Source organism: Franzmannia qiaohouensis (genome assembly GCF_031451695.1).
Classification (GTDB): Bacteria; Pseudomonadota; Gammaproteobacteria; order Pseudomonadales; family Halomonadaceae; genus Franzmannia; species Franzmannia qiaohouensis.
In genome coordinates this window covers 302,442-327,658 of record NZ_JARWAM010000004.1, presented here as the reverse complement: position 1 = coordinate 327,658, position 25,217 = coordinate 302,442, and the positions used below count along the sequence as shown (strand labels likewise).

General features: G+C 66.7%; 18 protein-coding genes. 8 read left to right on the top strand and 10 right to left on the bottom strand.

Annotated elements, in window-relative coordinates; translation table 11 throughout:
• Positions 1-205: 205 nt before the first annotated feature.
• Positions 206-784, top strand: coding sequence for an antibiotic biosynthesis monooxygenase (locus tag QC821_RS07390; protein ID WP_309719039.1), 579 nt, complete (start codon positions 206-208; stop codon positions 782-784).
• 99 nt (positions 785-883) lie between these two features.
• On the opposite strand, the gene QC821_RS07385 is transcribed toward QC821_RS07390, so the two are convergent.
• The gene (locus QC821_RS07385; RefSeq protein ID WP_309719036.1) at positions 884-2,566 is read right to left on the bottom strand and encodes a methyl-accepting chemotaxis protein; all 1,683 of its coding nucleotides are present in this window, start codon (positions 2,564-2,566) and stop codon (positions 884-886) included.
• Positions 2,567-2,978: 412 nt separating this feature from the next.
• On the opposite strand from QC821_RS07385, the gene QC821_RS07380 reads away from it, so the two are divergent.
• The 3 genes from QC821_RS07380 to QC821_RS07370 all read left to right on the top strand — a co-directional run bounded on the left by QC821_RS07380 (position 2,979) and on the right by QC821_RS07370 (position 7,293).
• A complete protein-coding gene (locus QC821_RS07380) occupies positions 2,979-4,607 on the top strand; it encodes an alpha/beta hydrolase (RefSeq protein ID WP_309719034.1) in 1,629 nt (542 codons plus the stop codon).
• A 69-nt stretch (positions 4,608-4,676) separates the two neighbouring features.
• Positions 4,677-5,855 (top strand): nitric oxide-sensing protein NosP, encoded by a 1,179-nt coding sequence (gene nosP, locus QC821_RS07375; RefSeq protein WP_309719031.1) that lies wholly within the window; start codon positions 4,677-4,679, stop codon positions 5,853-5,855.
• Positions 5,794-7,293: a hybrid sensor histidine kinase/response regulator gene (locus QC821_RS07370; protein ID WP_422720094.1), complete on the top strand. Its 1,500-nt coding sequence runs from the start codon at positions 5,794-5,796 to the stop codon at positions 7,291-7,293. The genes nosP and QC821_RS07370 overlap by 62 nt, the downstream gene beginning before the upstream one ends.
• Before the next feature lie 21 nt (positions 7,294-7,314).
• Here the strand turns inward: QC821_RS07370 and QC821_RS07365 are convergent, their stop codons facing one another.
• Complete coding sequence (locus QC821_RS07365; protein WP_309719025.1) at positions 7,315-8,601, bottom strand: PQQ-dependent sugar dehydrogenase; 1,287 nt, start codon at positions 8,599-8,601, stop codon at positions 7,315-7,317.
• Positions 8,602-8,699: 98 nt separating this feature from the next.
• Positions 8,700-9,344, bottom strand: coding sequence for a response regulator (locus QC821_RS07360; protein WP_309719023.1), 645 nt, complete (start codon positions 9,342-9,344; stop codon positions 8,700-8,702).
• A gap of 166 nt (positions 9,345-9,510) precedes the next feature.
• On the opposite strand from QC821_RS07360, the gene exaC reads away from it, so the two are divergent.
• The gene (gene exaC / locus QC821_RS07355) at positions 9,511-11,031 is read left to right on the top strand and encodes an acetaldehyde dehydrogenase ExaC (protein ID WP_309719021.1); all 1,521 of its coding nucleotides are present in this window, start codon (positions 9,511-9,513) and stop codon (positions 11,029-11,031) included.
• Positions 11,032-11,125: 94 nt separating this feature from the next.
• Here the strand turns inward: exaC and QC821_RS07350 are convergent, their stop codons facing one another.
• Complete coding sequence (locus tag QC821_RS07350) at positions 11,126-12,190, bottom strand: L,D-transpeptidase family protein (protein WP_309719018.1); 1,065 nt, start codon at positions 12,188-12,190, stop codon at positions 11,126-11,128.
• A gap of 178 nt (positions 12,191-12,368) precedes the next feature.
• Positions 12,369-14,399, bottom strand: a complete 2,031-nt coding sequence (gene betT / locus QC821_RS07345) for a choline BCCT transporter BetT (protein WP_309719014.1) — start codon at positions 14,397-14,399, stop codon at positions 12,369-12,371.
• Positions 14,400-14,849: 450 nt separating this feature from the next.
• On the opposite strand from betT, the gene QC821_RS07340 reads away from it, so the two are divergent.
• The 3 genes from QC821_RS07340 to QC821_RS07330 all read left to right on the top strand — a co-directional run bounded on the left by QC821_RS07340 (position 14,850) and on the right by QC821_RS07330 (position 18,077).
• Positions 14,850-16,064: a TRAP transporter substrate-binding protein gene (locus QC821_RS07340; protein WP_309719011.1), complete on the top strand. Its 1,215-nt coding sequence runs from the start codon at positions 14,850-14,852 to the stop codon at positions 16,062-16,064.
• A 100-nt stretch (positions 16,065-16,164) separates the two neighbouring features.
• The gene (locus QC821_RS07335) at positions 16,165-16,761 is read left to right on the top strand and encodes a TRAP transporter small permease subunit (RefSeq protein ID WP_309719008.1); all 597 of its coding nucleotides are present in this window, start codon (positions 16,165-16,167) and stop codon (positions 16,759-16,761) included.
• Positions 16,758-18,077: a TRAP transporter large permease gene (locus QC821_RS07330; protein WP_309719005.1), complete on the top strand. Its 1,320-nt coding sequence runs from the start codon at positions 16,758-16,760 to the stop codon at positions 18,075-18,077. Before QC821_RS07335 ends, QC821_RS07330 begins: the two co-directional genes overlap by 4 nt.
• A gap of 93 nt (positions 18,078-18,170) precedes the next feature.
• Here QC821_RS07330 and QC821_RS07325 read toward each other — a convergent pair whose 3' ends face one another.
• The 5 genes from QC821_RS07325 to QC821_RS07305 all read right to left on the bottom strand — a co-directional run bounded on the left by QC821_RS07325 (position 18,171) and on the right by QC821_RS07305 (position 25,191).
• Positions 18,171-18,611: a hypothetical protein gene (locus QC821_RS07325; RefSeq protein ID WP_309719002.1), complete on the bottom strand. Its 441-nt coding sequence runs from the start codon at positions 18,609-18,611 to the stop codon at positions 18,171-18,173.
• 95 nt (positions 18,612-18,706) lie between these two features.
• Positions 18,707-19,405: a response regulator gene (locus tag QC821_RS07320; RefSeq protein ID WP_309718999.1), complete on the bottom strand. Its 699-nt coding sequence runs from the start codon at positions 19,403-19,405 to the stop codon at positions 18,707-18,709.
• Complete coding sequence (locus tag QC821_RS07315) at positions 19,389-20,834, bottom strand: ATP-binding protein (protein ID WP_309718996.1); 1,446 nt, start codon at positions 20,832-20,834, stop codon at positions 19,389-19,391. Before QC821_RS07315 ends, QC821_RS07320 begins: the two co-directional genes overlap by 17 nt.
• Positions 20,834-23,935, bottom strand: a complete 3,102-nt coding sequence (locus QC821_RS07310) for an efflux RND transporter permease subunit (protein WP_309718992.1) — start codon at positions 23,933-23,935, stop codon at positions 20,834-20,836. Before QC821_RS07310 ends, QC821_RS07315 begins: the two co-directional genes overlap by 1 nt.
• A complete protein-coding gene (locus tag QC821_RS07305) occupies positions 23,932-25,191 on the bottom strand; it encodes an efflux RND transporter periplasmic adaptor subunit (protein WP_309718990.1) in 1,260 nt (419 codons plus the stop codon). Before QC821_RS07305 ends, QC821_RS07310 begins: the two co-directional genes overlap by 4 nt.
• Between the last annotated feature and the right edge of the window lie 26 nt (positions 25,192-25,217).

Here is a 25,217-nt window from a genome sequence, read left to right as displayed (position 1 = left end):
TTGGCAGGGGGATATCCTGGCATTCCACGTAATCCACTAATTTTATCCTGAATAGCCATTCAATAATGGTCTGATAGCATTCCCGGCAAAGCTGGTGTAGTTTTTGCAACACTGAATAGAGCAGATGAAAACGGAGGGCCCTTACCCGGGCCGTTCGTTCGCTAGGTGGCGCTACCCGCGCCGCTGATGAAACAGGAGATACACGATGTCTACCGCCCCCGTGACGCTGATGGTGGCGCGCCGCGTGGCCCGTGGCCGCTACCGCGCGTTCATCGCCTGGCTCAATGAAGGCCGCGACCTGGCCGCCGACTTTGCCGGCTACCTCGGCTCCGGCGTGCTGGCACCGCCGCCCGGCGACGATGAATACCAGATCATCTTTCGCTTCCGCGATACCGACACCCTTGCCGCCTGGGAGCACTCTGCGTCGCGGCGTGCCTGGCTGGCACGCGGTTCCGGCCTGTTCGAGGCGCCTCACGAGCATCGTGCCATCGGGCTCGACCGCTGGTTTGCCGATGCCAGCGGCCAGTCACCGCCGCGCTGGAAGCAGGCGGTGGCCATCTGGCTGGCGTTCTTTCCGGTATCGCTGCTGTTCCAGCTGCTGGCCGGCAGTGCCTTGGCCGCACTACCGCTGGTTGCCAAGGTGCTGGTCAGTACCCTGGTGCTAACGCCGCTGATGGTATTCCTGCTCATTCCGCTCTCGACCCGCCTGCTGGCGCCCTGGCTGCGCGGCGAGTGCACAGTGCGAGGGCAGCTAGGGCGGCTGTTGCACCATCGCGAGGCGTAAGCGACCAGGTGTGAGAGCCGTGCCGACGCCTGCCGTGGCCTAGAGACGACGATGCCGGCGACTGCCGGCATCTTTTTACAGGGTATTGTCGGAACCGTGTCAGAAGGATTCCCACTCCAGCTCGGCCTTGTCGGTAGTCTTCGAGGTCGAGGCTAGCTTGAGTGGTTTGGCCGGTGCGCTGGCTGGCGGGGCCTTCGGCGCGGGGCGCGACAGGGGCGAGGCACCACCGGCGAGCTTGAAGGTGGAGACCACCGATTCCAGCCTGGCGGCCTGCTCTTCCAGCGAGGCGGCGGCCGACGAGGCCTGCTGGACCAGCGCCGCATTCTGCTGGGTGACTTCGTCCATCTGTGATACGGCCTGATTGACCTGCTCGATCCCCGAGCTCTGCTCCTGGGAGGCGGCAGAGATCTCATCCATGATGTCGTTGACGCGCTTCACCGAGGCGACCACCTCGCGGATGGTGCTGCCGGCGCTCTCGACCAGTTCGGAGCCATCCTTGACCTGGGTGGCGGAGGCCTCGATCAGCGCCTTGATCTCCTTGGCGGCGTCGGCACTGCGGCTGGCCAGGTTGCGCACTTCGCTGGCGACCACGGCGAAGCCGCGACCCTGCTCACCGGCGCGGGCCGCTTCCACCGAGGCGTTGAGCGCCAGGATATTGGTCTGGAAGGCGATCGAGTCGATCACGCCGATGATATCCACCACCTTCTTCGAGCTGCCGGCAATGGCGTGCATGGTGGTGATGACCCGGTCGACCTCCTCGCCGCCGCGCCCTGCGGTGGTCGAGGCGTCATTGGCCAGGCTGCTGGCCTGGCGCGCGTTGTCGGCGTTCTGCTTCACCGTGGCGGTGAGTTGCTCCATGCTCGCGGCGGTCTCCTGCAGCGAGGCGGCCTGCTCCTCGGTGCGCGCCGACAGGTCGGTGTTGCCGCTGGCGATCTCGCGGGCGCCGATATGAATCGAGCCGCTGCTGTCGCGCACGTTGGCCACGGTCTGGGCCAGCGCTGCCTGCATGTTTTGAATAGCCGAGTAGAGACGCCCCAGCTCGTTGCGGCCACGCTCGGGAATCGGATGGGACAGATCGCCCTTGGCAATATGCTCGGCATGCTCGACCACGTCGTCCAGCGGTTTGACGATGCTGCCGACCAGGGCGGTACGCACGATCACGACGATCAGCGCGGCCAGGATCAGCACGGCGATATCGATATAGCCGAACAGCTGCATCCGCTCATCAAAGTCGTCGATCAGCTGGTTGCTACGTTCGTATGCGTAATCGTTATAGGCGCCGCTCGATGCGGCAAAGGCGCGGTTGTGCTCGCGAGCGATGGGGAGCAACGCTAGGAAAGCCGCTTCGTCACGACGCTCCACATTGGCTTGTTGGGGGATAAGCACATTCTGGACAAGGGCCGAGAAGTCGGCCTCTGCTGTATCTCCCTGGACGTTACCCCCTTCTGCAGCGAAGGACTCGAAGGTGGCAAAGTACTCTTGCGCTGCGACCAGCCGCTGCGCGGCCATTGAAGCCTGCTCGGCAGCGAGCTGGGTATCGTTTTCATCGAGGGCGTCCCAGAAGTTCTGGTAATGACGCTGGGTATCGCCGACGGCGACCTGGCTAAGATTCAGGTAGTGCATCCTGTCGATCGCGACCCGATCCAGTTCATGCAGTGCATTGCTCCCCATTCGCCCGCTCTGGTAGCCGAGGGCGGCCACCACCAGAATGAGTGCGACGAAGATCGCCAGCACGGCGGTCAAACTGGTCTTGACCGAAAGGTTGTTCATCAAGCGATTCATATGTCGGGTCCTCAATGCAGCTGTTTGGGGCTGCCTGCATATATGAGTTGATTAGGGTGTTTACCGCTCTAGTGGCGGCTAGGTGTCGTCAAGAGTGGAGGTGACTAATGTGCGATAGTCCGCACTTTGGATATCGGAAATTGGCGCAAAATCTTTAGTCGAAAGTCGCAAGAAGTTTAATGAAAAAATATTAAATTAATGTGTGTTTATTTATATGGCTATAATATAAAGCTGGTATGGTCGATTGTTCTGTTGCTTGACGTGGCATCTCCCCGAGGTGGTCGCTGGGGACCAGTGATACATCCTGGCGACTGGCAATGGACTCTGCTCATCACGCTGGGTAGCCTTGATGGCACTGAGCGCGCTTGGTTCGAATCACGGTTGGTATACGACACGGATGGAGAGAGGTCGCATGCAGGTGTTACGCCAGTTCTCGGCGCTCGGACTGCTGATGGGGACGCTGTTCTTCGCCATTTCACTGACGCCGAGCCTGCTGCCACGCACCTTTATCGTCCAGGGCATCATCTCGGGGTTGTCGTTCTCGGCCGGCTATGGGCTGGGCGTGATGGGGCGCTGGCTGTGGGCCTATCTCGAGCTGCCGGTGCCCGGCCGGCGCGGTGCACTAAGCCTCAAGCGCATCGCCGCTGGCATCTGCGCGGTGGTGGCCTCGGTGTTTCTATGGCGCGCTTCCGGCTGGCAGGACTCGATTCGCGTGCTGATGGAGATGGAGCCCGCCAGCGGTACGCGACCGTTCAGCGTGGCGCTGATTGCGGTGGCGATCTTTGCCGCCTTGCTACTGCTGGCCAGGCTGTTTCGGCGCACCTTTCGCTTCCTGGCGCGCAGGTTGCGGCGCTATGTGCCGCGTCGTGTATCGAATGTGATCGGTGTGGTGGCGGCCGCGGCACTGTTCTGGTCGGTGATCGACGGCATCATCTTTACCTTGACCCTGCGCGCCCTGGACCGCTCCTACCAGCAGGTCGACGTACTGATGCCGGATGACCTGGCACCGCCCGGCGACCCGCAGGTGGCGGGCAGCGAGGCGTCGCTGATCAGTTGGGAGGCCCTGGGCCTGCGCGGTCGTCGCTTCGTAACGGCAGGACCTTCCGCAGACGATATCGAGCGCTTTCTTGGCGAGCCCGCCGAGCAGCCGCTGCGGGTCTACGTCGGCCTGAATGCCGCCGAGACGCCCAAGCAACGGGCGCAGCTGGCGCTGGAGGAGCTCAAGCGGGTAGGCGCCTTCGAGCGCTCGCTGCTGCTGCTGGCCACGCCTACCGGGCGTGGCTGGCTGGACCCGGCGGCGCAGAATACCCTGGAGTACCTGCAGCGCGGCGATATCGCCACGGTCACCGCGCAGTACTCCTACCTGCCGAGCCCGCTGGCGTTGATCGTCGAGGGCGACTACGGCGCCGAGATGGCACGGGCGCTGTTCGATGAGGTCTACCGCCATTGGACGACGCTACCGGACGACCAGCGTCCGGCGCTCTACCTGCATGGCTTGAGCCTGGGTGCGCTCAATTCGGATCGCTCCTTCGACCTGTACGACATCATCGATGACCCCTTCGACGGTGCGCTGTGGAGCGGCCCGCCGTTTCGCAGCCCGACCTGGCGAGCCCTGACCGAGGATCGCGATGCCGGCTCGCCGGCCTGGCTGCCACGCTTTCGCGGCGGTGCGGTGGTGCGTTTCATGAATCAGCACGGCGGTCTCGGGGACGGCGCGGTGGAGTGGGGCGATTTCCGTATCGCCTACCTGCAGTACGCCAGCGACCCGGTGACCTTCTTCGAGCCCGGGGCGCTCTACCGCGAGCCGGAGTGGCTGCAGGCGCCGCGCGGGCCGGACGTCTCCGAGGACCTGACCTGGTACCCGGTAGTGACCGGGCTACAGCTGCTGGCCGACCTGGCGGCAGGGTCCGCGCCGCCCGGCTACGGCCACGAGATCGCCGCCGAGGACTATATCGAGGCCTGGCTGGCGCTGGTCGAGCCCGACGCTTGGTCGGCAGACGACGTGGAGCGGCTCAAGGCCCTGTTTGCTCCACGTCGCTAGCCTGCACGCGCCGTTGTGAAGCGCCTGTCTGGCGGCCTACACTGCAGGAAACCTTGCAGGAGCGCCGCCATGCTCGACGCGCCACCGGTTGACCGGCTTGCCGCCAACGACCGCCAGACGGCGGTGCACACCGCCGTCAGCCATACTCGCGATCCCCAGCGTGCGGCTAATGAGCTGGCCGCTGCGCTGCGCCATCCGCAGCTGGGATTCGTGCTGTTCTTCGTCAGCGCCGAGTATGCGCTGTCGCCACTCGGCGAGGCGCTGGAGTCGGCCTTTGCCGGGGTGCCGATCAGCGGCTGCACCACCGCCGGCGAGATCACTTCCGAGGGCTATGATCGCGGCTGCATCGTGGCGGTGGGCTTCGATGCTCGTCACTTCGGCGTCGGGGTGGCGCTGATCGACAAGCTGGATGGCTTCGATCTGGTGCGTGCCCAGCGCGTCACCGATGGCCTGCTGGCCGCATCCCGGCGCCAGGCACCGCCCGGCGGCGACCACTTCGCCCTGACCCTGCTCGATGGGCTGTCGAGCTGCGAGGAGCAGGTGCTGGCGACCCTGGACGCGGCACTGGGCAGCATTCCCAGCTTCGGCGGCTCCGCCGGCGACGATAACCGCCTGGCGCACACCCACGTCTACAGCAACGGACGCTTTCATGATCAGGCCGCGGTGGTGGTGATGTTCACCACCTGCCTGCCGTTCGAAGTCTTCACCACCCACCATCTGCGGCCACGCGGCGAAAAGCTGGTGGTGACCCAGGCCGATCGCCAGCGGCGCCGGGTGATCGAGCTCAACGCCGCGCCGGCCGCCGACGAGTATGCGCGGCTGGTAGGCTGCCCCCGGGTGGCCCTCGGCGATGCGGTATTCGCTCGCTATCCGCTGGCGGTGCGCATCGGCGATGCTTTCTACGTACGCTCGATTCAGCGTGTCAACGACGACGGCAGCCTGAGTTTCTACTGTGCGGTGGAGAACGGCATCGTGCTGACCGCCATGACCCCGGCGCCGATCCTGCCCGACCTCGAGGCGGTATTCGACGACCTGAGCGCACGGCTCGGCGAGCCCGAGCTGATCATTGGCCTCGACTGCTTCCTGCGGCGCCTGGAGATCGAGGCGCTGGACGGCCTCGAGGCGGCCTCGAGCCTACTGCGACGCCAGCGAGTGATCGGTTTCAACACCTACGGGGAGCAGCACCATGGCATGCACATCAACCAGACCTTCACCGGGGTTGTGCTTGGGCGCCCCGGTAGCGGCTGACAGCGATGCCGCGCTGACGCCCCGCGAGCAGGCCCTGGTCGAGGAGAATGCGCGGCTGCACAAGGTGTGTGCGGCGCTGATCGAGCGCGTCGAGTCCAGCGGTGTCGCCGGCGGTGCGCCCTATGCGGCCTTCGAGCACGCTGTGCTGCTGGCCGAGCAGGTCCGCGAGCGCACCGAGACCCTGCATCGTACCCTCGATGAGCTGAGCCAGGTCAACGCCGAGCTGGGGTCGGTGAACACCAAGCTGCGCGAGGAGATCGCCGTGCGCGGCGAGACCGAGCGGCGGCTGCGCGAGGCCAAGGCCGAGGCCGAGGCGGCCAACCTCTCGAAGAGCAAGTTTCTGGCCGCGGTCAGCCACGACCTGCTGCAGCCGCTCAACGCGGCGCGCCTGTTTACCACCGCCCTGGGGGATCAGCTCGAGGACCCAGCGCTGCCGGCGGAGTCGCGGCGGCTGGTGGGGCATATCGGCCGCTCGCTGAAGGACGTCGAGACGCTGCTCGGCACGCTGGTGGATATCTCGCGACTCGATGCCGGCGTGCTGACGCCGGATGTGGCGCCGTTCGCCGCCGCCGAGCTGCTCGATGCGCTGGCCGAGGAGTACCGCCAGATGGCCGCGGCCCGCGGCCTGGTGCTGCGCTATGTGGCCAGCTCGGCGGTGATCGATTCCGACCTGGCGCTGCTGGCGCGGGTAGTGCGCAACCTGCTTAGCAACGCCATTCGCTATACGCCGCGCGGTCGCATCCTGCTCGGCTGCCGGCGCCGCCGGGAGGGGCTCGAAATCAGCGTTGCCGATACCGGCAGCGGTATCGAGGAGGCCCAGCGCGAGGAAATCTTCCTCGAGTTCCGCCGCGGCGACGCCGGCCGCCTGCAGAGCGACCGCGGCCTGGGGCTGGGGTTGGCCATCGTCGACCGCATCAGCGGCATGCTCGGCCATCGGCTGTCGCTGGCCTCCACCCCGGGGTACGGCTCGCGCTTCACGATCCTGGTGCCCTACGCCCGGCGTCCGATAGCCCAGACCCAGGCACCAGCGATGCCGGGCCTGGCACCGCTGGCCGGTGCGCGGATCTGGGTGATCGACAACGATCCAGCGATCTGCGAGGGCATGCAGGCGCTGCTGAGTGGCTGGGGGTGCGCGGTCGACAGCGCTCGCTCGCTTGCCGCATTGACCCGCAGCGGGGCCATGGCCGGCGGCGCCGACGCGCTGATCATCGACTACCACCTCGACGAGCATCAACCCGACGGGCTCGAGGTGGCGGCGATGCTGCAGCGGCGCTTCCCGCGGCTGCCGGTGGTAATGATCACTGCCAATCACGACGCGGCGCTCAAGGCGAGCGTCCGCGAGCGTGGCTATCGCTGTCTGCTCAAGCCGCTCAAGCCACTGCGCCTCAAGATGGCGCTGCTGCAGTGCGTGGCGGATGCGGACCGGCGGTCACCCTGAGGTGCCCGCCGGGTACGGGCATCAGTCGGCGGGAGAGAGGCGGTAGAGGCCGCCGTCGGACTCGTCGGTGAGCACGTAGAGCATGCCGTCCGGCCCCTGGCGCACGTCGCGGATACGGCCCAGCTCCTCTTCAAGCAACACCTCTTCATGGGCGACGCTATTGCCATCGAGTACCAGCCGGTGCAGCTGTTCCCGGTATAGCGAGCCGACGAACAGGTTGCCCTGCCACTCGGCGATATCGTCGCCGCTGTAGAAAGCCATGCCCGATGGAGCCATGGAGTCTTCCCACCAGTGGGCGGGCTCGGTCACACCCGGCGCCTCGCGGCCGATGCCGATGAATTCGCCGGTGCTGTAGTCGCTGCCGAAGGCCACCTGCGGCCAGCCGTAGTTGGCGCCGGCCTCCAGCCGGTAGAGCAGGTCGCCGCCGGAGGGGCCATGGTCGATGGCCCACAGCTCGCCGCTGTCGGGGTGGATGGCCAGCCCCTGCTTGTTGCGATGGCCAAAGGAGTAGATCTCGGGGCGCAGATTGCCGGGCGCCTGGTTGACGAAGGGATTGTCGGGGTGCGCGCCGCCGTCCTCTAGCAGGCGAATCAATGAGCCTGCCGGGTCGCTGAGATCCTGGGAAGGGGCACGCAGCCCGCGGTCGCCGATCGAGAACAGCACGCTGCCATCGCCCGGGAAGGAGATTCGCGAGCCGTAGTGACGGCCGGGCTCGGTGCGCGGCGATTGGGCATAGAGCGTCTCGACGTCGGTCAGTTCACCGTTCTCTTCGTCGAGGCGTGCACGCGCCAGCGCGGTGGCGGTGCCGTAGTGGTCGTCACTGGTGACACCGTCGTCGTCGCCGGGGCTCGAGTAGGTGAAGTAGATCCAGCCGTTGTCGGCATAGTCGGGGTGCACCGCTACGTCCAGCAGGCCACCCTGGTTGCCGCCTTCGGGGGCGGTGAGCTGGTCCTCGTCGGTGTCGATCTCGGGCAGGTTGCCGAGTGCGGTCACCTCGTCGCCGTCGATCAGGTAGAGATTGCCGGGGCGCTCGGTGACCAGCATGCGGTCGTCGGGCAGCCATGCCATCGACCAGGGGTGCTCCAGCCCGCTGACCATCTGGGTGACACGCAGCGTGGCCTCTTCGCTGTCGTAGTCGCTGATGACCTCGTCGTCGTCGGCCACGCTGACGCTGGCGCGCTCGTCGCCGTTGTCATTGGCGTCGTTGTCGTCGGCATAGGCCACGCCGTAGGCCGAGGCCAGCATCACGGCGAGCGCCAGCCGCGGGAGTGTCCTGGGAAAGCGATCTTGGGGGACGGGTAATGTCATATCGCAGTGCTCCTTGCAGGCGATGAAGGGTCGGGCGCGGGCAATCCGTGCCCGACCCTCAGCCTAGGAAAGCCCTGTCGAGCTGGCAAGTGGTGTGGCTAGCGGGAGCCATCGTCGCGTTCACTGGCGAGCAGGATCGCCTGGACTCGGCTGCTTACCCGGAGCTTGCGCAGGATCGCCGAGACGTGGGTCTTGACGGTGGTTTCGGCGATGTCGAGGCGGTAGGCGATCATCTTGTTGGACTCACCCTTGACCATGTGCGCCAGCACCTCACGCTGCTTGTCGGTGAGCGAGGCCAGGGGATGATGCTCGGGGGGCGAAGCGGTGCTGGCCGGCGGAGTGCCGGTGCGCATGATATCCGGCGGCAGATAGACCTGGCCGGCGAGGATCTGTTGCAGCGCCACGAGCAGGGTATCGCGCGGCGTCGACTTGGGAATATAGCCCACCGCGCCGAGGTTCAGCGCCTCGAGAATGGTGTGCTTGTGCTGTTCAGCGGAGACGATCACCACCGGCAGCCACGGCACGGCCTGGCGCAGCTGGGCCAGGCCACTGAGGCCTTCGGCATCGGGCAGACCGAGGTCGAGCAGCGCCAGGTCGAGGTCGTCGTGCTGCGCCACGACCTCGAGGGCAGCGCCGAGACTGGCGGCTTCAAGGGTCTCGCTGCCGCTGAGTCCGCGGGCGATGACCGCGACCATCGCTTCGCGAAACAGGGGGTGGTCGTCGGCGACCAGCAGCCGGTACATGCGTGGCGCGCTCCTTGTGTTGGCTGGCGGTATCGGAGGCGGCGCCTCCTACCAAGGGAGGAGGCTAGCTCCTGCCATGGCAGTATGTCGCGAAGTGCCGGCCTGTCCAACACTGAAGCGAGCATCAGCCATAACGACAATAGCGATAACCGACAGGAGCAACGCCATGATCTATGCCAATCCCGGTCAACCCGGATCCGTGATTACCTACGATGAGCGCTACGGCAACTATATTGGCGGTGAGTTCGTACCGCCGGTGAAGGGCCAGTATTTCGACAACGTCAGCCCGGTCAACGGCGAGGTGTTCTGCCAGATCCCTCGCTCCACCGCCGAGGATATCGAAAAGGCGCTGGATGCCGCCCATCAGGCCGCCCCTGCCTGGGGCAGGACCTCGACCACTGAACGCTCCAATATCCTGCTCAAGATCGCCGATCGCATCGAGCAGAACATCGAGATGCTTGCCGTGGCCGAAACCTGGGACAACGGCAAGGCGGTGCGCGAGACAATCAATGCCGACCTGCCCCTGGCCGTCGATCACTTCCGCTACTTTGCCGGCTGTATCCGTGCCCAGGAAGACACGTCAAGCGCCATCGACAACAACACCGTCGCCTATCACTTCCACGAGCCGCTGGGCGTGGTGGGCCAGATCATTCCCTGGAATTTCCCGATCCTGATGGCCACCTGGAAGCTGGCGCCGGCGTTGGCCGCCGGTAACTGCGTGGTACTCAAGCCCGCCGAGCAGACCCCAGCCTCGATTCTCGAGCTGATGAAGCTGGTAGGCGACCTGCTGCCGCCGGGGGTAGTCAACATCGTCAACGGTTACGGCGCCGAGGCGGGCCAGGCGCTGGCCACCAGCAAGCGTATCGCCAAGATCGCCTTCACCGGCTCCACGCCGGTCGGCGGGCATGTGCTCAAGTGCGCCGCCGAGAACATCATCCCCTCCACCGTGGAGCTGGGCGGCAAGTCGCCGAATATCTACTTCGCCGACATCATGAACGCCGAGCCGGAGTTCATCGACAAGGCGGCGGAAGGGTTGGTGCTAGCCTTCTTCAACCAGGGCGAGGTCTGTACCTGCCCGTCGCGAGCGCTGATCCAGGAGAGCATCTACGACGAATTCATGGCCAAGGTCATGGAGCGCACCCTGTCGATCAAGCGCGGCAATCCGCTCGACACCGATGTGCAGGTCGGCGCCCAGGCCTCCGAAGAGCAGTTCGACAAGATCATGTCGTACATGGACATCGCTCGCGAGGAGGGCGCCGAGTTCCTCACCGGTGGGGGTAAGGAGACCATGGACGATGCGCTCAACAGCGGCTTCTATATCCAGCCGACGCTGCTCAAGGGCCACAACAAGATGCGCGTCTTCCAGGAGGAGATCTTCGGTCCGGTGGTGGCAGTGACCACCTTCAAGGACCAGGAAGAAGCCCTGGCCATTGCCAACGACACCGAGTTCGGCCTTGGCGCCGGCCTGTGGACCCGCGATATCAACGTCGCCTTCCGCATGGGGCGTGGCATCCAGGCCGGTCGTGTGTGGACCAACTGCTACCATCAGTATCCGGCCCACGCCGCCTTCGGCGGCTACAAGAAGTCCGGGATTGGCCGCGAGAACCACAAGATGGCCCTGGAGCACTACCAGCAGACCAAGAACCTGCTGGTCAGCTACGACATCAACCCGCTCGGCTTCTTCTGAGCCTGCCGCCCCGGCCCACGCCGGGGTATTTCAACCAGCAAGGGCGCGACTTAGGTCGCGCCCTTGGCGTTGCTGGACACTGCAAGCCGCCGGCTTAGCCGGCCACCAGCTCCTGGTACATGCCGCCCGGGGCATCCAGGACATAGCGATAGATACCGCCGGGCTCCGGCACCTCTGGCTCCTCCTCGACCGGTTCCGGCGGGGGATAGACCGCCACCAGCTCGCCGTTGGCGGTCTCCATGATCTCGCGTAGCTGACCGTAGTCGATGTCCGGGAGATCGTCGCCGAGCGCCTGATGCAGGCGGTCGAAGGGATCGAGCAGGTGGGTCAGGGCATCCTCGCGCTGCTCGGCGGGGGCGAAGGCCTGGACGTAGAGCGTGTCCTCCTCCCAGCCGACCTTGAAGTGGTCGTCGATGATATTGACCGCGGTGCCGTTGGGGATATTGCGATAGAGGTGTTCGATGTCCTCCGGGTACATGCGGATACAGCCACGGCTAGCGCGCATGCCGATGCCGTCGGGCATGTTGGTGCCGTGGATCAGGTAGCCGGGAATATCCAGCAGGATGGCGTGGCGGCCCAGCGGGTTGTCGGGCCCGGGCGGGACCACCGCCGGTGCGGGCTCACCGCGCTCGGCGGCCTCTTCGCGCATCGAGCGCGGCGGGTACCAGGCCGGGTCCTCGAGGCGCATGGTGGTCTCGGTGGTGCCCAGCGGCGTATTGAAGCCCTCGCGGCCGATGCCGATGGGGTAGGTCTCGACCCGCGGCGTCTCGCCGTTGCCGGTGGGCGGAAAGTAGTAGAGCCGCAGCTCGGCCAGATTCACCACCAGCCCCTCGCGGGGGGCGTCGGGCAGGATGTGCTTGGCCGGAATCACCACCTCGGTGCCGTCGCCGGGAATCCAGATGCTGACCTCCGGGTTGGCGGCGCGAATCTCTTCATAGCCGACGTTGTGGGCGCGGGCGATATCGAGCAGGGTCTCGTCGCCCTCGACCTCGACGGTGTAGCGCTCGCCGATGATATTGCCGTCTTCGGGCAGCGGGTAGTGGCCCTGAGGCCAGTCGCTGCCGTTATCGGCCAGCAGTGAGCCGCTGGCAAGGGCAATGCTCAGCGCCAGCGGGGCCAGCCATAGGGGGCGCGATGTTGAAATAAGGGGTGTCGTCACGATAATCCGAATATCGGCCAGTGGCCGTGAGATAGGGTTGCCGAACAGTGTTCCATGCTACTCGCGGGGGTGCAACTGCCACCGGTGCCCGTCGCTTGGGGCCGCTGCGATCACCTGGGCGTTAACGCAAGCGGCGACTCCGAAGAGTCGCCGCATGGTTTGACTGCCAGGGAGAGGATCAGGGCGAGTCGCCCACCGACCCGGGCATGGCGGGGACGCTGCCGTTCTCACCGGCCAGCGCCAGGAAGTGCAGGTGGCGCTCGTACTCGGCCAGCACGTCGCCGATCACCTGGCCGCGGGTGTAGCCGTTGAGGTCCTGGCCGGTGCCACCTTCGGCGAGGTAGACGTCGAGGCGCACGTAGTAGTCGTCGTCCACCGGCAGGAAGCTCGGCGTGCGCATGCGATGCGGGCACACCTGATAGACGAAGAACGGCGCGTTCTCGAGCTCGACCTGCAGGGTCAGGCGCGGCAGCGGCTCGCCCTCGACCTGCTCCTCGCTGACGTTGGCGACCTGGCCGCGACCCTCCAGCTCCTGGGCGAACTGGGTCAGCGCTGGACGGATCGAGTGTTCGATGGTCGCCGCGGCGCCGGCGCGGTTGGAGGTATCCAGCGCGCGGTCGAGGCGCTCGCGCCAGTCGCCGCCCGGTGCGGTGCCGGCGATGCGACGGCGGGCATCGGCCTTGTCGCCCTCCATGCGCAGCGCGCGATACATGCCGGCCATGATCGCGAAGATCACCAGCGAGAACGGCAGGGCGGTGATCACCACGGCGCTCTGCAGCGCCGCCAGCCCGCCGGCCATCAGCAGGGCGATGGTGATCAGACCGATCACCGCCGACCAGAAGATGCGCAGGGTCACCGGCGCGTCGTGGTTGACGTCGGAGAGGATCGAGGTGAAGTTGGCTAGCACCAGCGCCCCGGAGTCCGCCGAGGTGATGAAGAAGACGATGCCGAGCACGGTCACCACCGCCGCGGTCAGGCCCACCCAAGGGTAGTACTCGAGCAGGGTGTAGAGCGTGGTCTGCGGGGTGCTCAGGGCCTGTTCGCCGAGTTCGGCGACGCCCTGGTTGGCGACCAGCTCGATACCGCTGTTACCGAACACCGACATCCACACCATCATGAACGCCAGCGGGATACCCAGCGCGCCTGCCACGAACTCGCGGATGGTACGCCCGCGCGAGATGCGCGCCAGGAACAGGCCAACGAACGGCGTCCAGGCGATCCACCAGCCCCAGAAGAAGATCGTCCACCACATCTTCCACTCCTGGGCCTCTTCGCCGGCGAAGGCGTAGGTGTCGAAGCTCTTGGCGATAAAGCCGGACAGATAGTCGCCGGCGTTGTTGACCACCATGTCGAGCAGCTGCAGGGTGTGGCCCTGGAACAGCACGAACAGCAGCAGCGCCAGCGCCAGCAGCATGTTGAATTCGGAGAGCCGGCGGATACCCTTCTCGACGCCGCTGACCACCGAGATGGTCGCCATGATGACCACCAGCGCGATCAGGATCACCTGCACCGAGAGGCTCTCGGGCACGCCAAACATGTAGGTTAGGCCGTAGTTGAGCTGCATCACCCCGATACCGAGGCTGGTGGCGATACCGAACACCGTGGAGATCACCGCGGTGATGTCCACGGCGTGGCCGATGGGGCCGTAGATGCGCTTGCCGAGCAGCGGGTAGAGGGCGCTGCGGATCGCCAGCGGCAGGCGGTGGCGATAGCTGAAATAGGCCAGTGCCATGCCCATCAGCACGTACAGCCCCCAGCCGGACAGCCCCCAGTGCATGAAGGTCTGTACCACGGCGGCGCGCATGGCCGCCTGGCTCTCGGGGTCGAGATCGGGCGGCGCCAGGTAGTGGGCGACCGGCTCGGCGACGCTGAAGAACAGCAGGTCGATGCCGATGCCGGCGGCGAACAGCATTGCCGACCAGGAGAGTAGCGAGAACTCCGGCCGCGAGTGATCGGGGCCGAGGCGGATGCTGCCGAACCGCGAGCAGCCGATCAGCACCACGAACACCAGGTAGGCGACCACCGCCAGCATGTAGTACCAGCCGAAGGTGGCGCTTACCCAGGCCAGGCCGGCGTCGAAGAACTCGCCGGCCTGCTCGGTGAAGGTCATGGTAATGACCAGGAATACCAGGATGCCGGCCACCGAGCCGTGAAAGACGGCCGGGTTGAGCCGATCCCGGCGTTCGGGGGGATGTTGGTCATGCGCCATTGGGCAGACTCCCTTAGCGTTGTTGATATGGTGCCTCGCACTGCGCTGGGCCGCGATGTGACGCATCGGGACATGGGGCGAGACGCTTTCGGCAGCAGCGTGCCGAGTCACTGCAGATTGGCGTTGGCTAGCTGAGCGTAGTCAGGCGCCGGGACAAGATGGAATTTTTTATTGATTGATTGTTCAATTAAAATACCCGACCCAAGAGGTACCTTCAACCCCCCAGTCACGGACCTGCATGCTTGACTGTAATTCAACGCTAGAGGCGAGCCGCTGCCTTGCAATCCTTCTTTACCCGGCTATACCTGATGTAACTGATCGTGATATGTCAGGCGTTGGGTGCCGGATGCCCCGGTGACGCGCGATCGGTCGCATGCCGCTCCTCTGGGGAAGGAGACCCGGTTCAGCGTAGGTAACCAAATAACGATAACTGCCTCGTTGGAGAACCCAATGACTCACGATACGCCTCGAAGCGCTTCCACATCTGCCGTGGAAGTCGCCAGCACCACGCCGTCTCTAGAATCTGCCGCCACGCCACCCAATGCCTCACGCCGTCGCTTCCTTACCGGTTCAGCGGCTGCCGTCGGCGCCGCCGCCGCGGTGGGCTTTCCCAGTATCGCCGTGGCCGAGACCACCACGCTTCGCTTCCAGAGTACCTGGCCCAACCAGGACATCTTCCACGAGTTCGCGGCGGACTACGTACGCATTGTCAACGAGATGTCCGGCGGTCGCCTGCGCCTCAACCTGCTGCCCGCCGGCGCGGTGGTAGGCGCCCTGCAGATGCAGGATGCGGTGATCTCCGGTGCCCTCGACGGCGGCCACGGGGTGTCGGCCTACTGGTACGGCAAGCACAAGGCCTTCTCGCTGTTCGGCACGCCGCCACCGTTCGGCTGGGATGCCCATCAGTTCCTGGCATGGTTCTGGACCGGTGGTGGCATGGAGCTCTACAACGAACTGCTCGAGCAGATGGAGCTGCCGCTGGTGGGCTATCTCACCGGGCCCATGCCGACTCAGGCGCTGGGCTGGTTCAAGGAGCCGATCAGTGGCGCCGACGACCTGCGCGGCCTCAAGTACCGCACGGTGGGGCTGGCCGCCGACCTGATGAACGAGTTCGGTGCGGCGGTGACGATCATGGGCGGCGGCGACATCGTCCCGGCCATGGACCGCGGCCTGCTCGACGGCGCCGAGTTCAACAACCCCTCGTCGGATCGTCTGCTGGGCTTCCCCGATGTCAGCAAGACCTGGATGCTGCGCAGCTACCATCAGGACTGCGAATCCTTCGAGATCATCCTCAACAAGCAGCGGCACGACGAGCTGCCCGAGGAGTTCCGGGCGATCCTGCAGTATGCCGCCAAGGCCGCCTCGTCGGAGATGTACTGGAAGGCCATGGAGCGCTACCCGCGCGACCTAAACGCCATGCGCGAGGAGCAGGGAGTACAGACCTATATCACTCCCGACTCGGTGCTCGAGGCTCAGCTCGCCGCCTGGGACACGGTGATCGAGCGCGAGTCGGGCAACGACGACTTCTTCCGCCGAGTGGTCGAGCATCAGCGCGAATACTGCGACCGCGTCGTCGGCTTCCACCTCGAGCACACCACGCCCAAGGGGCCCGCCTACCGGCACTTCTACGGCAAGGAACCCACCGACACCTCGATCATCCTCTAGGCCCGCGAGGCTTATTCCCCCGCTGCCAGGAGGCAGCGGGGAACGTCGATTGATGGCACTGCCCACGATGCGGCAGTGCCGTCCATGGTGAGAGGTTGTCATGCGTTTCATCTTCTTCATCGACCATATCAGTACCTGGATGGGCAAGGTATTTGCCTGGGCCATCCTGATCCTGACCTTCGTGGTCAGCTACGAGGTCTTCATGCGCTATGTGATGGGCGCACCCACGACCTGGGCCTACGACACCAGCTACATGCTCTACGGCACCCTGTTCATGATGGCCGGCGCCTATGCCTTGGCGCATAACGCCCATGTGCGCGCCGACGTGGTGTCGCGCTACTTTCCGACACGGGTACAGGCGGGGCTCGACCTGGGCCTGTACGTGATCTTCTTCTATCCCGGCATCCTGGCACTGCTGTTCTACGGCTGGGACTTCTTCGCGCTCTCCTATCGGCAGAACGAGCACAGCTCCTATACCCCCGGTGGGCCACCGATCTACCCCTACAAGTTCGTGATCCCCGCCTGTGCGGCGCTGCTGGCACTGCAGGGCGTGGCTGAGGTCAGCCGCTGCATCCTGTGTCTCAAGCACGGTAAATGGCCGCGCCGCCTGGGCGACGTGGAAGAGATCGCCATTCCGATCAACAAGCAGGATGAGATTCTTGCTGCTCAGCAGACACCTCCGGAGGATCGGCAATGAGCGAACCGGAAATTGGTATCATGATGCTGGGCATGTTGGTCATCCTGATCATGCTCGGCTTCCCCATCGCCTTCACGCTGATCGCCATGGGCATCGCCTTCGGTTATTTCGCCATCGGCGACATCATCTTCTCGCTACTGGTGCAGCGCGCCTACGGGGTGATGTCCAATGACGTGCTGATCGCCGTGCCGCTGTTCCTGTTCATGGGCTACATGGTCGAGCGCGCCAATATTCTCGACCGGCTGTTCTCGAGCCTGCAACTGGCGGCACGCGGCATGCCGGCCTCGTTGGCGGTGGCCAGCCTGATCACCTGTGCGCTGTTTGCCACTGCCACCGGCATCGTCGGTGCGGTGGTGACCCTGATGGGGTTGCTGGCGCTGCCAGCGATGCTCAACGCCGGCTACGACAAGCGCATGTCGAGCGGAGTGATCTGCGCCGGGGGCTGCCTCGGGATCCTGATCCCACCGAGCATCATGTTGATCCTGTATGGCGCCATGGCCGGGGTCTCGGTCGTGCGCCTCTATGCCGCGGCGCTGATACCCGGGCTGCTACTGGCGGGGCTCTACATCCTCTACGTGATGGGGCGCGCGATGATCAACCCCAAGGTGGCGCCGAAGCTGCCGGCCGAGCAGTTGAATGTGCCGCTGGGCAAGGTCTACTGGGGGCTTTTGACCTCCTTCGTGCCGCTGTTCGTGCTGATCATGTCGGTGCTGGGGGCGATCCTGTTTGGCCTCGCCACTCCCCACGAGGCGGCCGGTATCGGCGCACTGGGGGCGATCCTGCTGGCCGCGGCCTACCGTCAGTTGACCTTCGCCCGGCTGCGCGAGGCGGTGTTCCTCACCGCGCGTACCAGCGCCATGGTGTGCTGGCTGTTCGTCGGCTCGTGGATCTTCTCGTCGGTGTTCTCGCTGCTCGACGGCCACTCGCTGATCGAGCACTGGATCAGCGGCATGTCGCTGACACCGCTGCAGTTCCTGCTGCTCGCCCAACTGATGATCTTCATTCTGGGCTGGCCCCTGGAGTGGACCGAGATCATCATCATCTTCGTGCCGATCTTCCTGCCGCTGCTGCACATGTTCGGCATCGATCCGCTGTTCTTCGGGGTGCTGGTGGCGCTCAATATCCAGACCTCGTTCCTGACCCCGCCGATGGCGATGTCGGCCTTCTATCTCAAGGGCATCTCGCCCAAGGGGATCGAGCTCAACGATATCTTCATCGGTATCGCGCCGTTCCTGCTGATGGTGTTCGTGGCGATGTTCATCCTCTACATGGTGCCGGGCATCGTGTTCTGGCTGCCGGGGGTGCTGTACGGCTGATAGACGACAGCGCCCGACAAGGATGTCGGGCGCAGGGGGGGGAGGTAATAGCGCAACGCGGCGCCGCTGACTGGGTCAGCGGCGCCGCGTCCGTCAGGCGTCGCGCTCGGGCTTGTCGCCGCGCTTGCCGTGGCGGTGCTTGGACTGCATGGCGGCCTTGAGCTCCTCGAGCTGCTGCTCGTCGAGGATCTCTGCCAGCGCCGCACGATGCTCGTCGCGCAGGGCGCGGTAGGCCTCGCGGCGCTCATCGCGAGAGTCGAAGTCCTGGTCGTGCAGTTCGCGCATATCGCGGTACATGCTTTCACGCACCTCGGTCAGCGCCTCGCGCTCGGCGTCGCTGAGCTCCCAGCCGTCGACCAGCGTGGTAAGGCGTTCCTGCATCGCCTGGCGATGCTCAGCATGCGTCTGCTGATAGCGCTCGCCCTTGGCGCTAGCGTCGCCGTGGTCGGCGGCGCTGACGGCCAGCGACAGCGGCGCGATGGCCAGCGCCAGCAGCGCCGGCATCAGGGTCTTGCGTACGGTCATTCGAATCATGCTGGACTCCTGGTTCCTTAGGGTGACGCTGACACTCTCGGCTGCGGTGGTGCAATCAGGTTGCAGCAAGGGTGCAACCATCGCGCAACAGCGTCTCACTCCTCCGGCTGGTACTTGTAGCCGACGCCGTAGACCGAACGGATGATCTCGCGCTCCGGCCACACGTCGCTGATCTTCTTGCGCAGCTTCTTGATGTGGCTGTCGACGGTGCGCTCGGAGACGATGCGATGGTCGCGGTACATGTGGTCCATCAGCTGGTCGCGGGAGAAGATCCGTCCCGGCGCGTTCATCAGCACCTTGAGCAGCTGGAACTCGACGGCGGTGAGCCCCAGGTCGTGGCCGTCGGCCAGCGCCCGCCAGCCGTCGTCGTCGAGAACCAGCGCGGCGCTGTCGGCGCTCGCCGGTGCCTCGGCAGCGCGGCTGCGGCGCAGCACCGCCTTGATCCGTGCCACCACCTCACGGGGGCTGAACGGCTTGCAGATATAGTCGTCGGCGCCGAGTTCCAGGCCCAGCAGGCGGTCGACCTCCTCGACCCGCGCGGTGAGCATGATCACCGGCAGCCGCGGCCAGCGCTCGCGCAGCTGGCGGCACAGGGTCAGGCCGTCGGTACCCGGCAGCATCAGGTCGAGCAGCACCAGGTCGGGCTGCTGCTGCTCGAGCCACGGCACCACGCTGTCGCCGTGGTCGAGGTGGTGCGAGGCGAAGCCGCTGCCGCGGAGGTAGTCGGCCACCAAGCTGGCGATCTTGGGCTCGTCCTCGACGATCAGCACGGTTTCGTTAGGCGTGGCGCTCATGCACGTTCTCCCTGAGCAGTGGAAATTCGAGGGTCCAGCATAACCCGCCGAGGGGGGAATTCGAGGCCCGCATGCTGCCACCGTGGGCGGTGACCAGGGCGGTGGCAATCGACAGTCCCAGTCCACTGCCGCCGCTGGCGCGGTTGCGCGAGCCCTCGACCCGGTAGAGACGCTCGGTGAGACGGTCGAGCTCCTGCTCGGGTACGCCCGGGGCGGTATCTTCCCAGACGATGCGCACGACCTGCGTATCGCAGGTCAGGCTGACGCTGAGGCGGCCGGGGGCCTGGGTATAGGCGCAGGTGTTGTCGAGCAGGTTGTGCCACAGCTGGCGCAAGCGCTGCAGGTCGCCGCGGATCGGCGCCTGGTCGGTGATATGCACCTCTAGCTCGAGGCCCTGGTCGGCCAGCCAGCCGCGGCGCTCCTCGAGGCGCGCGGCCAGGGTTTCGGCCAGATCGAGGGGCGCCAGCGAGACGTCGAGCACGCCGGCGTCGCTCTGGGCCAGCAGCCGCAGGTCGGCGACCAGGCGTTCGAGCTGGCCGACCTCCTGGGCCAGCGAGCCGAGGTTATCCTCGTTCATCGGGCGGATACCGTCCTGCATGGCTTCGATCTCGCCGCGCAGCACCGCCAGCGGCGTGCGAAGCTCGTGGGCGATGTCGGATACCCAGCGCTGGCGCGCCTCGCGGTTGGCCTCGAGCGTTGCCGCCAGCACGTTGAAGTCGTGGGAGAGTCGCGACAGCTCATCGCCGCCGTGCTCCGGCAGGCGGATGTCGTAGTCGCCCTCGGTGAGGCGCCGGGTGGCCAGCGCCATATGCCCGGTGCGCCCGCCCAGCCACCACGACAGCCCGCCGGCCAGCAGCAGCGAAGCGAGTGCCAGCGAGGCGACTATGATGCCCAGGTTGCGCTGCTGTCGTGACAGGAAGATGCGGTCCATGCGCGCCATCAGCTGCTGGGGAGGGCGATAGCCGAGAGCCCCGACCTGCTCGCCCTGACTGATGATCGGCAGCCAGTGCAGTTCGGAGCCGCCGGCGGCGTCGTCGTCGTCGGGACGCAGCCCGATGACCGGCAGGCCGTTGGCGTCATGCAGCACGAAGTCGCCGGGATCGCCCAGGCGCCGGTCGATGCCCTGGGGGGGCGGGCCGTCGCCGGGCCACAGCTGGCGGCGTACCAGGCGCTGCCAGGCGCTCATGTCGTCGCGCAGCCACTGCCAGTCGCCGCGCCGCTGCCACTCCTCGGCGAGGCCTTCGGCCAGGGTCTCGGCACGGGTGGTCTGGGTGGTCTCCAGGTAGTCGATGAAGCCGCGGTCGATGCTACGCGACACGGCCAGGAACACCAGCCCGGCAATCAGCACGTTGACCGCCAGGATGATCACGAACAGCTTGACGCCGAGGCGCGATACCACCGGGCGGCGAGGGAACGAATAGGCGGGCATCAGCGGGCCTCCTGTGGGCGTGGCGCGGCGTGCGGTGTCAGACGTTCGCGCAGTCGCTCGAGGCTCAGATAGAGCACCGGCACCAGGATCAGCAGGATCAGGGTAGCGAACAGCATGCCGAAGCCCAGCGAAATGGCCATGGGGATCATGAAGCGTGCCTGGCGCGAGGTCTCGAAGATCATCGGCGCCAGCCCCAGGAAGGTGGTCATGGTAGTCATCATGATCGGCCGCAGGCGGCGCGTGGCGGCGGCGACGATCGCCTCGCGGGCGGCCATGCCCTCGCGGCGACGGCGGTTGGCGTAGTCGATCAGCACCAGCGCATCGTTGATCACCACCCCGGACAGCGCCAGCATCCCCAGCAGGCTGACGATGGAGAGTCCGAAGCCCATGATCAGGTGGCCGCCCACTGCGCCGATCACCCCGAACGGGATCGCCGCCATCACCAGCAGCGGCTGCAGGTAGCTGCGGAAGGGGATCGCCAGCAGGCAGTAGATCGCCGCCAGGGTCAGCCACATGGCGGTCCTCAGCGTGGCCAGGTTGTCGGCGGTGTCCTGCTGGCGGCCGCCGAGGCCGATCTCGAGGCCCGGATAGGCGGCCTCGACCCCGGGGAATACCTGCTCCTGCAGGGTCGCCAGTACCTGGTTGACCTGGGCGTCGCCGTCGAGGTCGGCGGTGACGGTGATGTCGCGGCGGCCGTCGGTGCGGCGCAGGGTGGTGGAGGCGCGGCCGATGTCGATATCGGCGACCCGGGCCAGCGGTACCTCGACGCCCTCTGCGGTGCGAATCGGCAGCTGATAGAGCTCGCTCAAGCTGTCGCGGGCCTGCGGCGGCAGGCGCACCTCGACGCTCACCGAGGTGCGCCCGGCGTGCTGCTCGACGGCGGTAACGCCCTGCAGCGGCCCGCGCAGCTGGGCGGCCAGGTCGCTGCCGCTGAGGCCCAGGGCGCGCCCCTCGGCGGAGAGCCGCACCTCGAGCTGCGGCAGGCCGTCGCCGAGGCCACTGTCGATATCGGTGAGGCCGCCGAATTGGGTGAGTTCATCGGCGAGCCGCAGGGAAGCCGCCTCGAGCACGTTGCTGTCGGGGTGGGAGAGGCGCAGCGTCAGCCCCGCCCCACGGCCCGGGCCGCCGACGTCGGACTCGAAGCGCACGGCCTGGACGTTGGTCAGCTCGCCGCTCAGCTCGCGCCACTCGCGGGCCACCCGCGACGGCGGCCAGGCGTCGAGGCTGGCCGGATCGAGCTGCAGCAGGACCTCGAGGCTATCGCCGTCGAGGCGTGTACGGGTGCCGGTGAAGTGCGGCCCGTCGTCGCGCTCGGCGAGGCGCTCGGCGGCCTCCAGCAGCTGGTCGCGGACACGCCGGTCGTCGGCCATCGGGCTGCCCACCGGCAGGGTCACGCTGGCCTGGACCTGATCCGACTCGACCCGCGGCATCAGCGAGAAACCCAGCCGCCCGCTCATGGCGTAGGCCAGCGCCACCGCCAGTACCGCCACCGCCAGGCTGATGGTCAGCGCACGCTGGTCGAGGGCACGCTGCAGCAGCGGCGCGAAGCGCTGTTCGGTGAAGCGTGTCAGGCCGCCTTGCATGCTGCGTCTGACGCGCTCCAGCGGGCGCTGCCAGCGCGGCGTGGGGCGTCGGCTGGTGCCGTGGGCGAGGTGGGCGGGCAGGATGAACAGCGCCTCCACCAGCGACATCACGAACACTGTGATCACCACCAGCGGCACCATGGCGAAGATCATGCCCAGGAAACCGGGCAGGAACAGCAGCGGCAGGAAGGCGACGATATTGGAGAGGATGGCGAAGGTGATCGGCGTGGCCAGTTCGCGGGCGCCGCGCACCGCCGCCTCGCGCAGCGAGTGGCCCTGTTCGCGGTAGCTGTAGATGTTCTCGCCGACCATGATCGCGTCGTCGACCACGATACCCAGTGCAATGATGAAGGCGAACATCGACATCATGTTGATCGACACGCCGATCCACGGCAGAAACAGCATGGCGCCGAGGAAGGCGGTGGGGATGCCCAGGGTGACCCAGAAGGCCAGCCGCGCCTCGAGGAACAGCGCCATCATCACCATCACCAGCGCCAGGCCCAGCCAGGCGTTCTTGAGCAGCAGGTCGAGGCGATCGCGGTAGATCTCGGAACTGTCGCGGGCGACGCTCAGGGTGACGCCTTCGGGGAGGTTGGCGATCAGCCGGTCGAGCTCGGCGTGAACCGCCTCGGAGATGCCCAGCGGGGTCTGGTCGCCGATCTGGTAGACGTCGATGGTCAGGCCCGGCTGGCCGTTGTACTGCACCTCGCGGTCGCTCTCGGCGAAGCCGTCGCGGACCTCGGCGACATCGCCGAGGCGAATGATGCCGCCGTTGGCGGTGCTACCCACCGGCAGCTCGGCGAACGCCAGGGCGTCGTCGCGGCGGCCCTGGTAGCGGATCAGCCACTCGCCCTCCTGGGTGGAGAGCCGCCCGCCGGCCAGGTCGAGGGCCTCGTCGCCGATGCGTGCGGCGAGCTGGCCGTGGGTCATGTCGAAGCGCCGCATGGCCTGGTCGTCGAGCCACACCTGGATTTCGCGCTCGCGGTTGCCCGACAGCTCGGCCTTGGCGATGCCGCGGCTGGCGATCAGCTCGGCGCGTATCTCCTCGGCGGCGTCGTGCAGGGCGCGGTCGCTGACGTTGCCGTGTACCTGCAGGCGCAGCACGCTGCGCGAGCGCCCGGCCAGGTTGATGCGCGGCGGGTCGGCGGCGGCAGGCAGGGTCGTGATGGCGTTCACCGCCTGCTGGATGTCCTGATAGACGCGCATCACCTCGACGCCGTCGATCAGGGTGGCGCGCAGGCTGGCGCTGCCCTCACTGGCGGTGGCGGTGACCTCGTCGATGCCCTCGATGTCGGCAAGCTCGGCTTCTATCGGCAGCAGGATGCTCTGCTCGACCTCTTCCGGGGTCGCCCCGGGGTAGCTGACCGAGATCTGTACCACCTCGATATCGAAGTCGGGAAATACCTCCTTCTTGATCGTCAGCGAGGCCATCAGGCCGCCGACGATCAGCAGCAGCATCAGCAGGTTAGGGGCCACGCCGTGGTGGACCATCCAGGCGATCGGGCCGCGCCGCATCATGACTCGTCCTCCGCCGCACTATCGAGCAGCGCCGCAAGCTCGGTGCTGCCCAGGGTGCGCGGTCGCAGGCGCATGCCGTCGCGTGGCTGGCCGAGGTTGGAGACCACGATGCGCTCGCCGGCCTCGAGCCCGGCGCTGATCAGCACCTGGTCCTCGCCGCGGTGCAGTACCTCGACCCGCGCGCGGCGCAGGCGATCCTCATCGTCGAGACGCCACACCTCGTCGCCGGGCCTGAGCGCCTGGGCCGGCAGTGCGAACAGGTCGTCGCGGGGGCTGGCGATGACCTCGGCGCGCAGCAGGTCGCCGAGGCGCAGCGCCGGGCCATCGCTATCCAGTGCCAGCGGGTCGTCGACCTGCACCAGCAGTTGGGTCTGCAGGCCGCCCTCGTCGAGTGCCGGCAGCACCGAGAGTATCCGCCCGTGGCGCTCGGCTCCCGCCGGCCAGCCACGGCTGGTCAGATGGACCTCGGCGCCGCCGCCATTGGCCTGTCCGGCATCGATCCACGCAAGCGCCTCGCCGGGCAGCGAGAGCTGGACCCAGAAGTGCGCCACGTCGACCAGGTGCAGCAGCTCGGTGCCGGCGCTGATCTCGCTGCCGCTGCCCACCAGGCGCTGCTGGATCATGGCGCGGTAGGGGCTGGTCAACTGGGTGCGTGCAAGGTCCAGCCCGGCCTGCTCGACGGCCACTTGGGCCGCGGCTACGCCGGCCTCGGCGGCGCGCAGCTGCGGCTCGCGCAGCACCAGGGCGCGGCGCTCGGCGGGCAGCTCGCGGCCGAACGACTGGTACTCGCTCTGCGCGCGCAGCTGTTCGCCGCGCTCGCTGGCGAGCTCGGCCTGGGCCCTGGCCAGGTCGGCCTCGGCGGCGCGCAGCGCCAGGCGATAGTCGCGGTCGTCGATGTTCAGCAGCGGCTCGCCGGCCTCTACCACCCGGCCCGGGATCACTCCGGGCGCGAAGGCCTCGAGGCGGCCGGCGACGCGGCTCGAAAGCAACGTCTCGCGCTCGGCCTGGACCCGGCCGTAGCCGTGGATCTGCGGGGCCGCGGGGCCGCGGATGGCCTCGATCACGTCGACCACTGGCGGCGGCACCTCGGGAGGCGGGCGCCGCTCGACCCGCGGCGGCTGGCTGATCAGCCAATAGGCCACGGCCAGGCCCAACGCCAGCACCAGCAGCGCGGCGACCGCCCCCAGGCGGACGCGCCCCCGCTGACAGGCGCGGGGGCTGAGGGGCGAGGCGGGGCGTACCGAGGTGACGGGCATGGGCGGCTCGTGACGAGGGAAAGGCA

Excerpts from the sequence above, each read along its gene's own strand:
- QC821_RS07320 (WP_309718999.1), bottom strand. The coding sequence starts at position 19,405 with ATGAGCGCCACGCCTAACGAAACCGTGCTGATCGTCGAGGACGAGCCC.
- QC821_RS07390 (WP_309719039.1), top strand. The coding sequence starts at position 206 with ATGTCTACCGCCCCCGTGACGCTGATGGTGGCGCGCCGCGTGGCCCGT.
- QC821_RS07310 (WP_309718992.1), bottom strand. The coding sequence starts at position 23,935 with ATGATGCGGCGCGGCCCGATCGCCTGGATGGTCCACCACGGCGTGGCC.
- QC821_RS07335 (WP_309719008.1), top strand. The coding sequence starts at position 16,165 with ATGCGTTTCATCTTCTTCATCGACCATATCAGTACCTGGATGGGCAAG.
- QC821_RS07305 (WP_309718990.1), bottom strand. The coding sequence starts at position 25,191 with ATGCCCGTCACCTCGGTACGCCCCGCCTCGCCCCTCAGCCCCCGCGCC.
- QC821_RS07385 (WP_309719036.1), bottom strand. The coding sequence starts at position 2,566 with ATGAATCGCTTGATGAACAACCTTTCGGTCAAGACCAGTTTGACCGCC.
- QC821_RS07370 (WP_422720094.1), top strand. The coding sequence starts at position 5,794 with ATGGCATGCACATCAACCAGACCTTCACCGGGGTTGTGCTTGGGCGCC.
- QC821_RS07325 (WP_309719002.1), bottom strand. The coding sequence starts at position 18,611 with ATGATTCGAATGACCGTACGCAAGACCCTGATGCCGGCGCTGCTGGCG.
- QC821_RS07365 (WP_309719025.1), bottom strand. The coding sequence starts at position 8,601 with ATGACATTACCCGTCCCCCAAGATCGCTTTCCCAGGACACTCCCGCGG.
- betT (WP_309719014.1), bottom strand. The coding sequence starts at position 14,399 with ATGGCGCATGACCAACATCCCCCCGAACGCCGGGATCGGCTCAACCCG.
- nosP (WP_309719031.1), top strand. The coding sequence starts at position 4,677 with ATGCTCGACGCGCCACCGGTTGACCGGCTTGCCGCCAACGACCGCCAG.
- QC821_RS07360 (WP_309719023.1), bottom strand. The coding sequence starts at position 9,344 with ATGTACCGGCTGCTGGTCGCCGACGACCACCCCCTGTTTCGCGAAGCG.
- QC821_RS07315 (WP_309718996.1), bottom strand. The coding sequence starts at position 20,834 with ATGCCCGCCTATTCGTTCCCTCGCCGCCCGGTGGTATCGCGCCTCGGC.
- QC821_RS07340 (WP_309719011.1), top strand. The coding sequence starts at position 14,850 with ATGACTCACGATACGCCTCGAAGCGCTTCCACATCTGCCGTGGAAGTC.
- QC821_RS07380 (WP_309719034.1), top strand. The coding sequence starts at position 2,979 with ATGCAGGTGTTACGCCAGTTCTCGGCGCTCGGACTGCTGATGGGGACG.
- QC821_RS07330 (WP_309719005.1), top strand. The coding sequence starts at position 16,758 with ATGAGCGAACCGGAAATTGGTATCATGATGCTGGGCATGTTGGTCATC.
- exaC (WP_309719021.1), top strand. The coding sequence starts at position 9,511 with ATGATCTATGCCAATCCCGGTCAACCCGGATCCGTGATTACCTACGAT.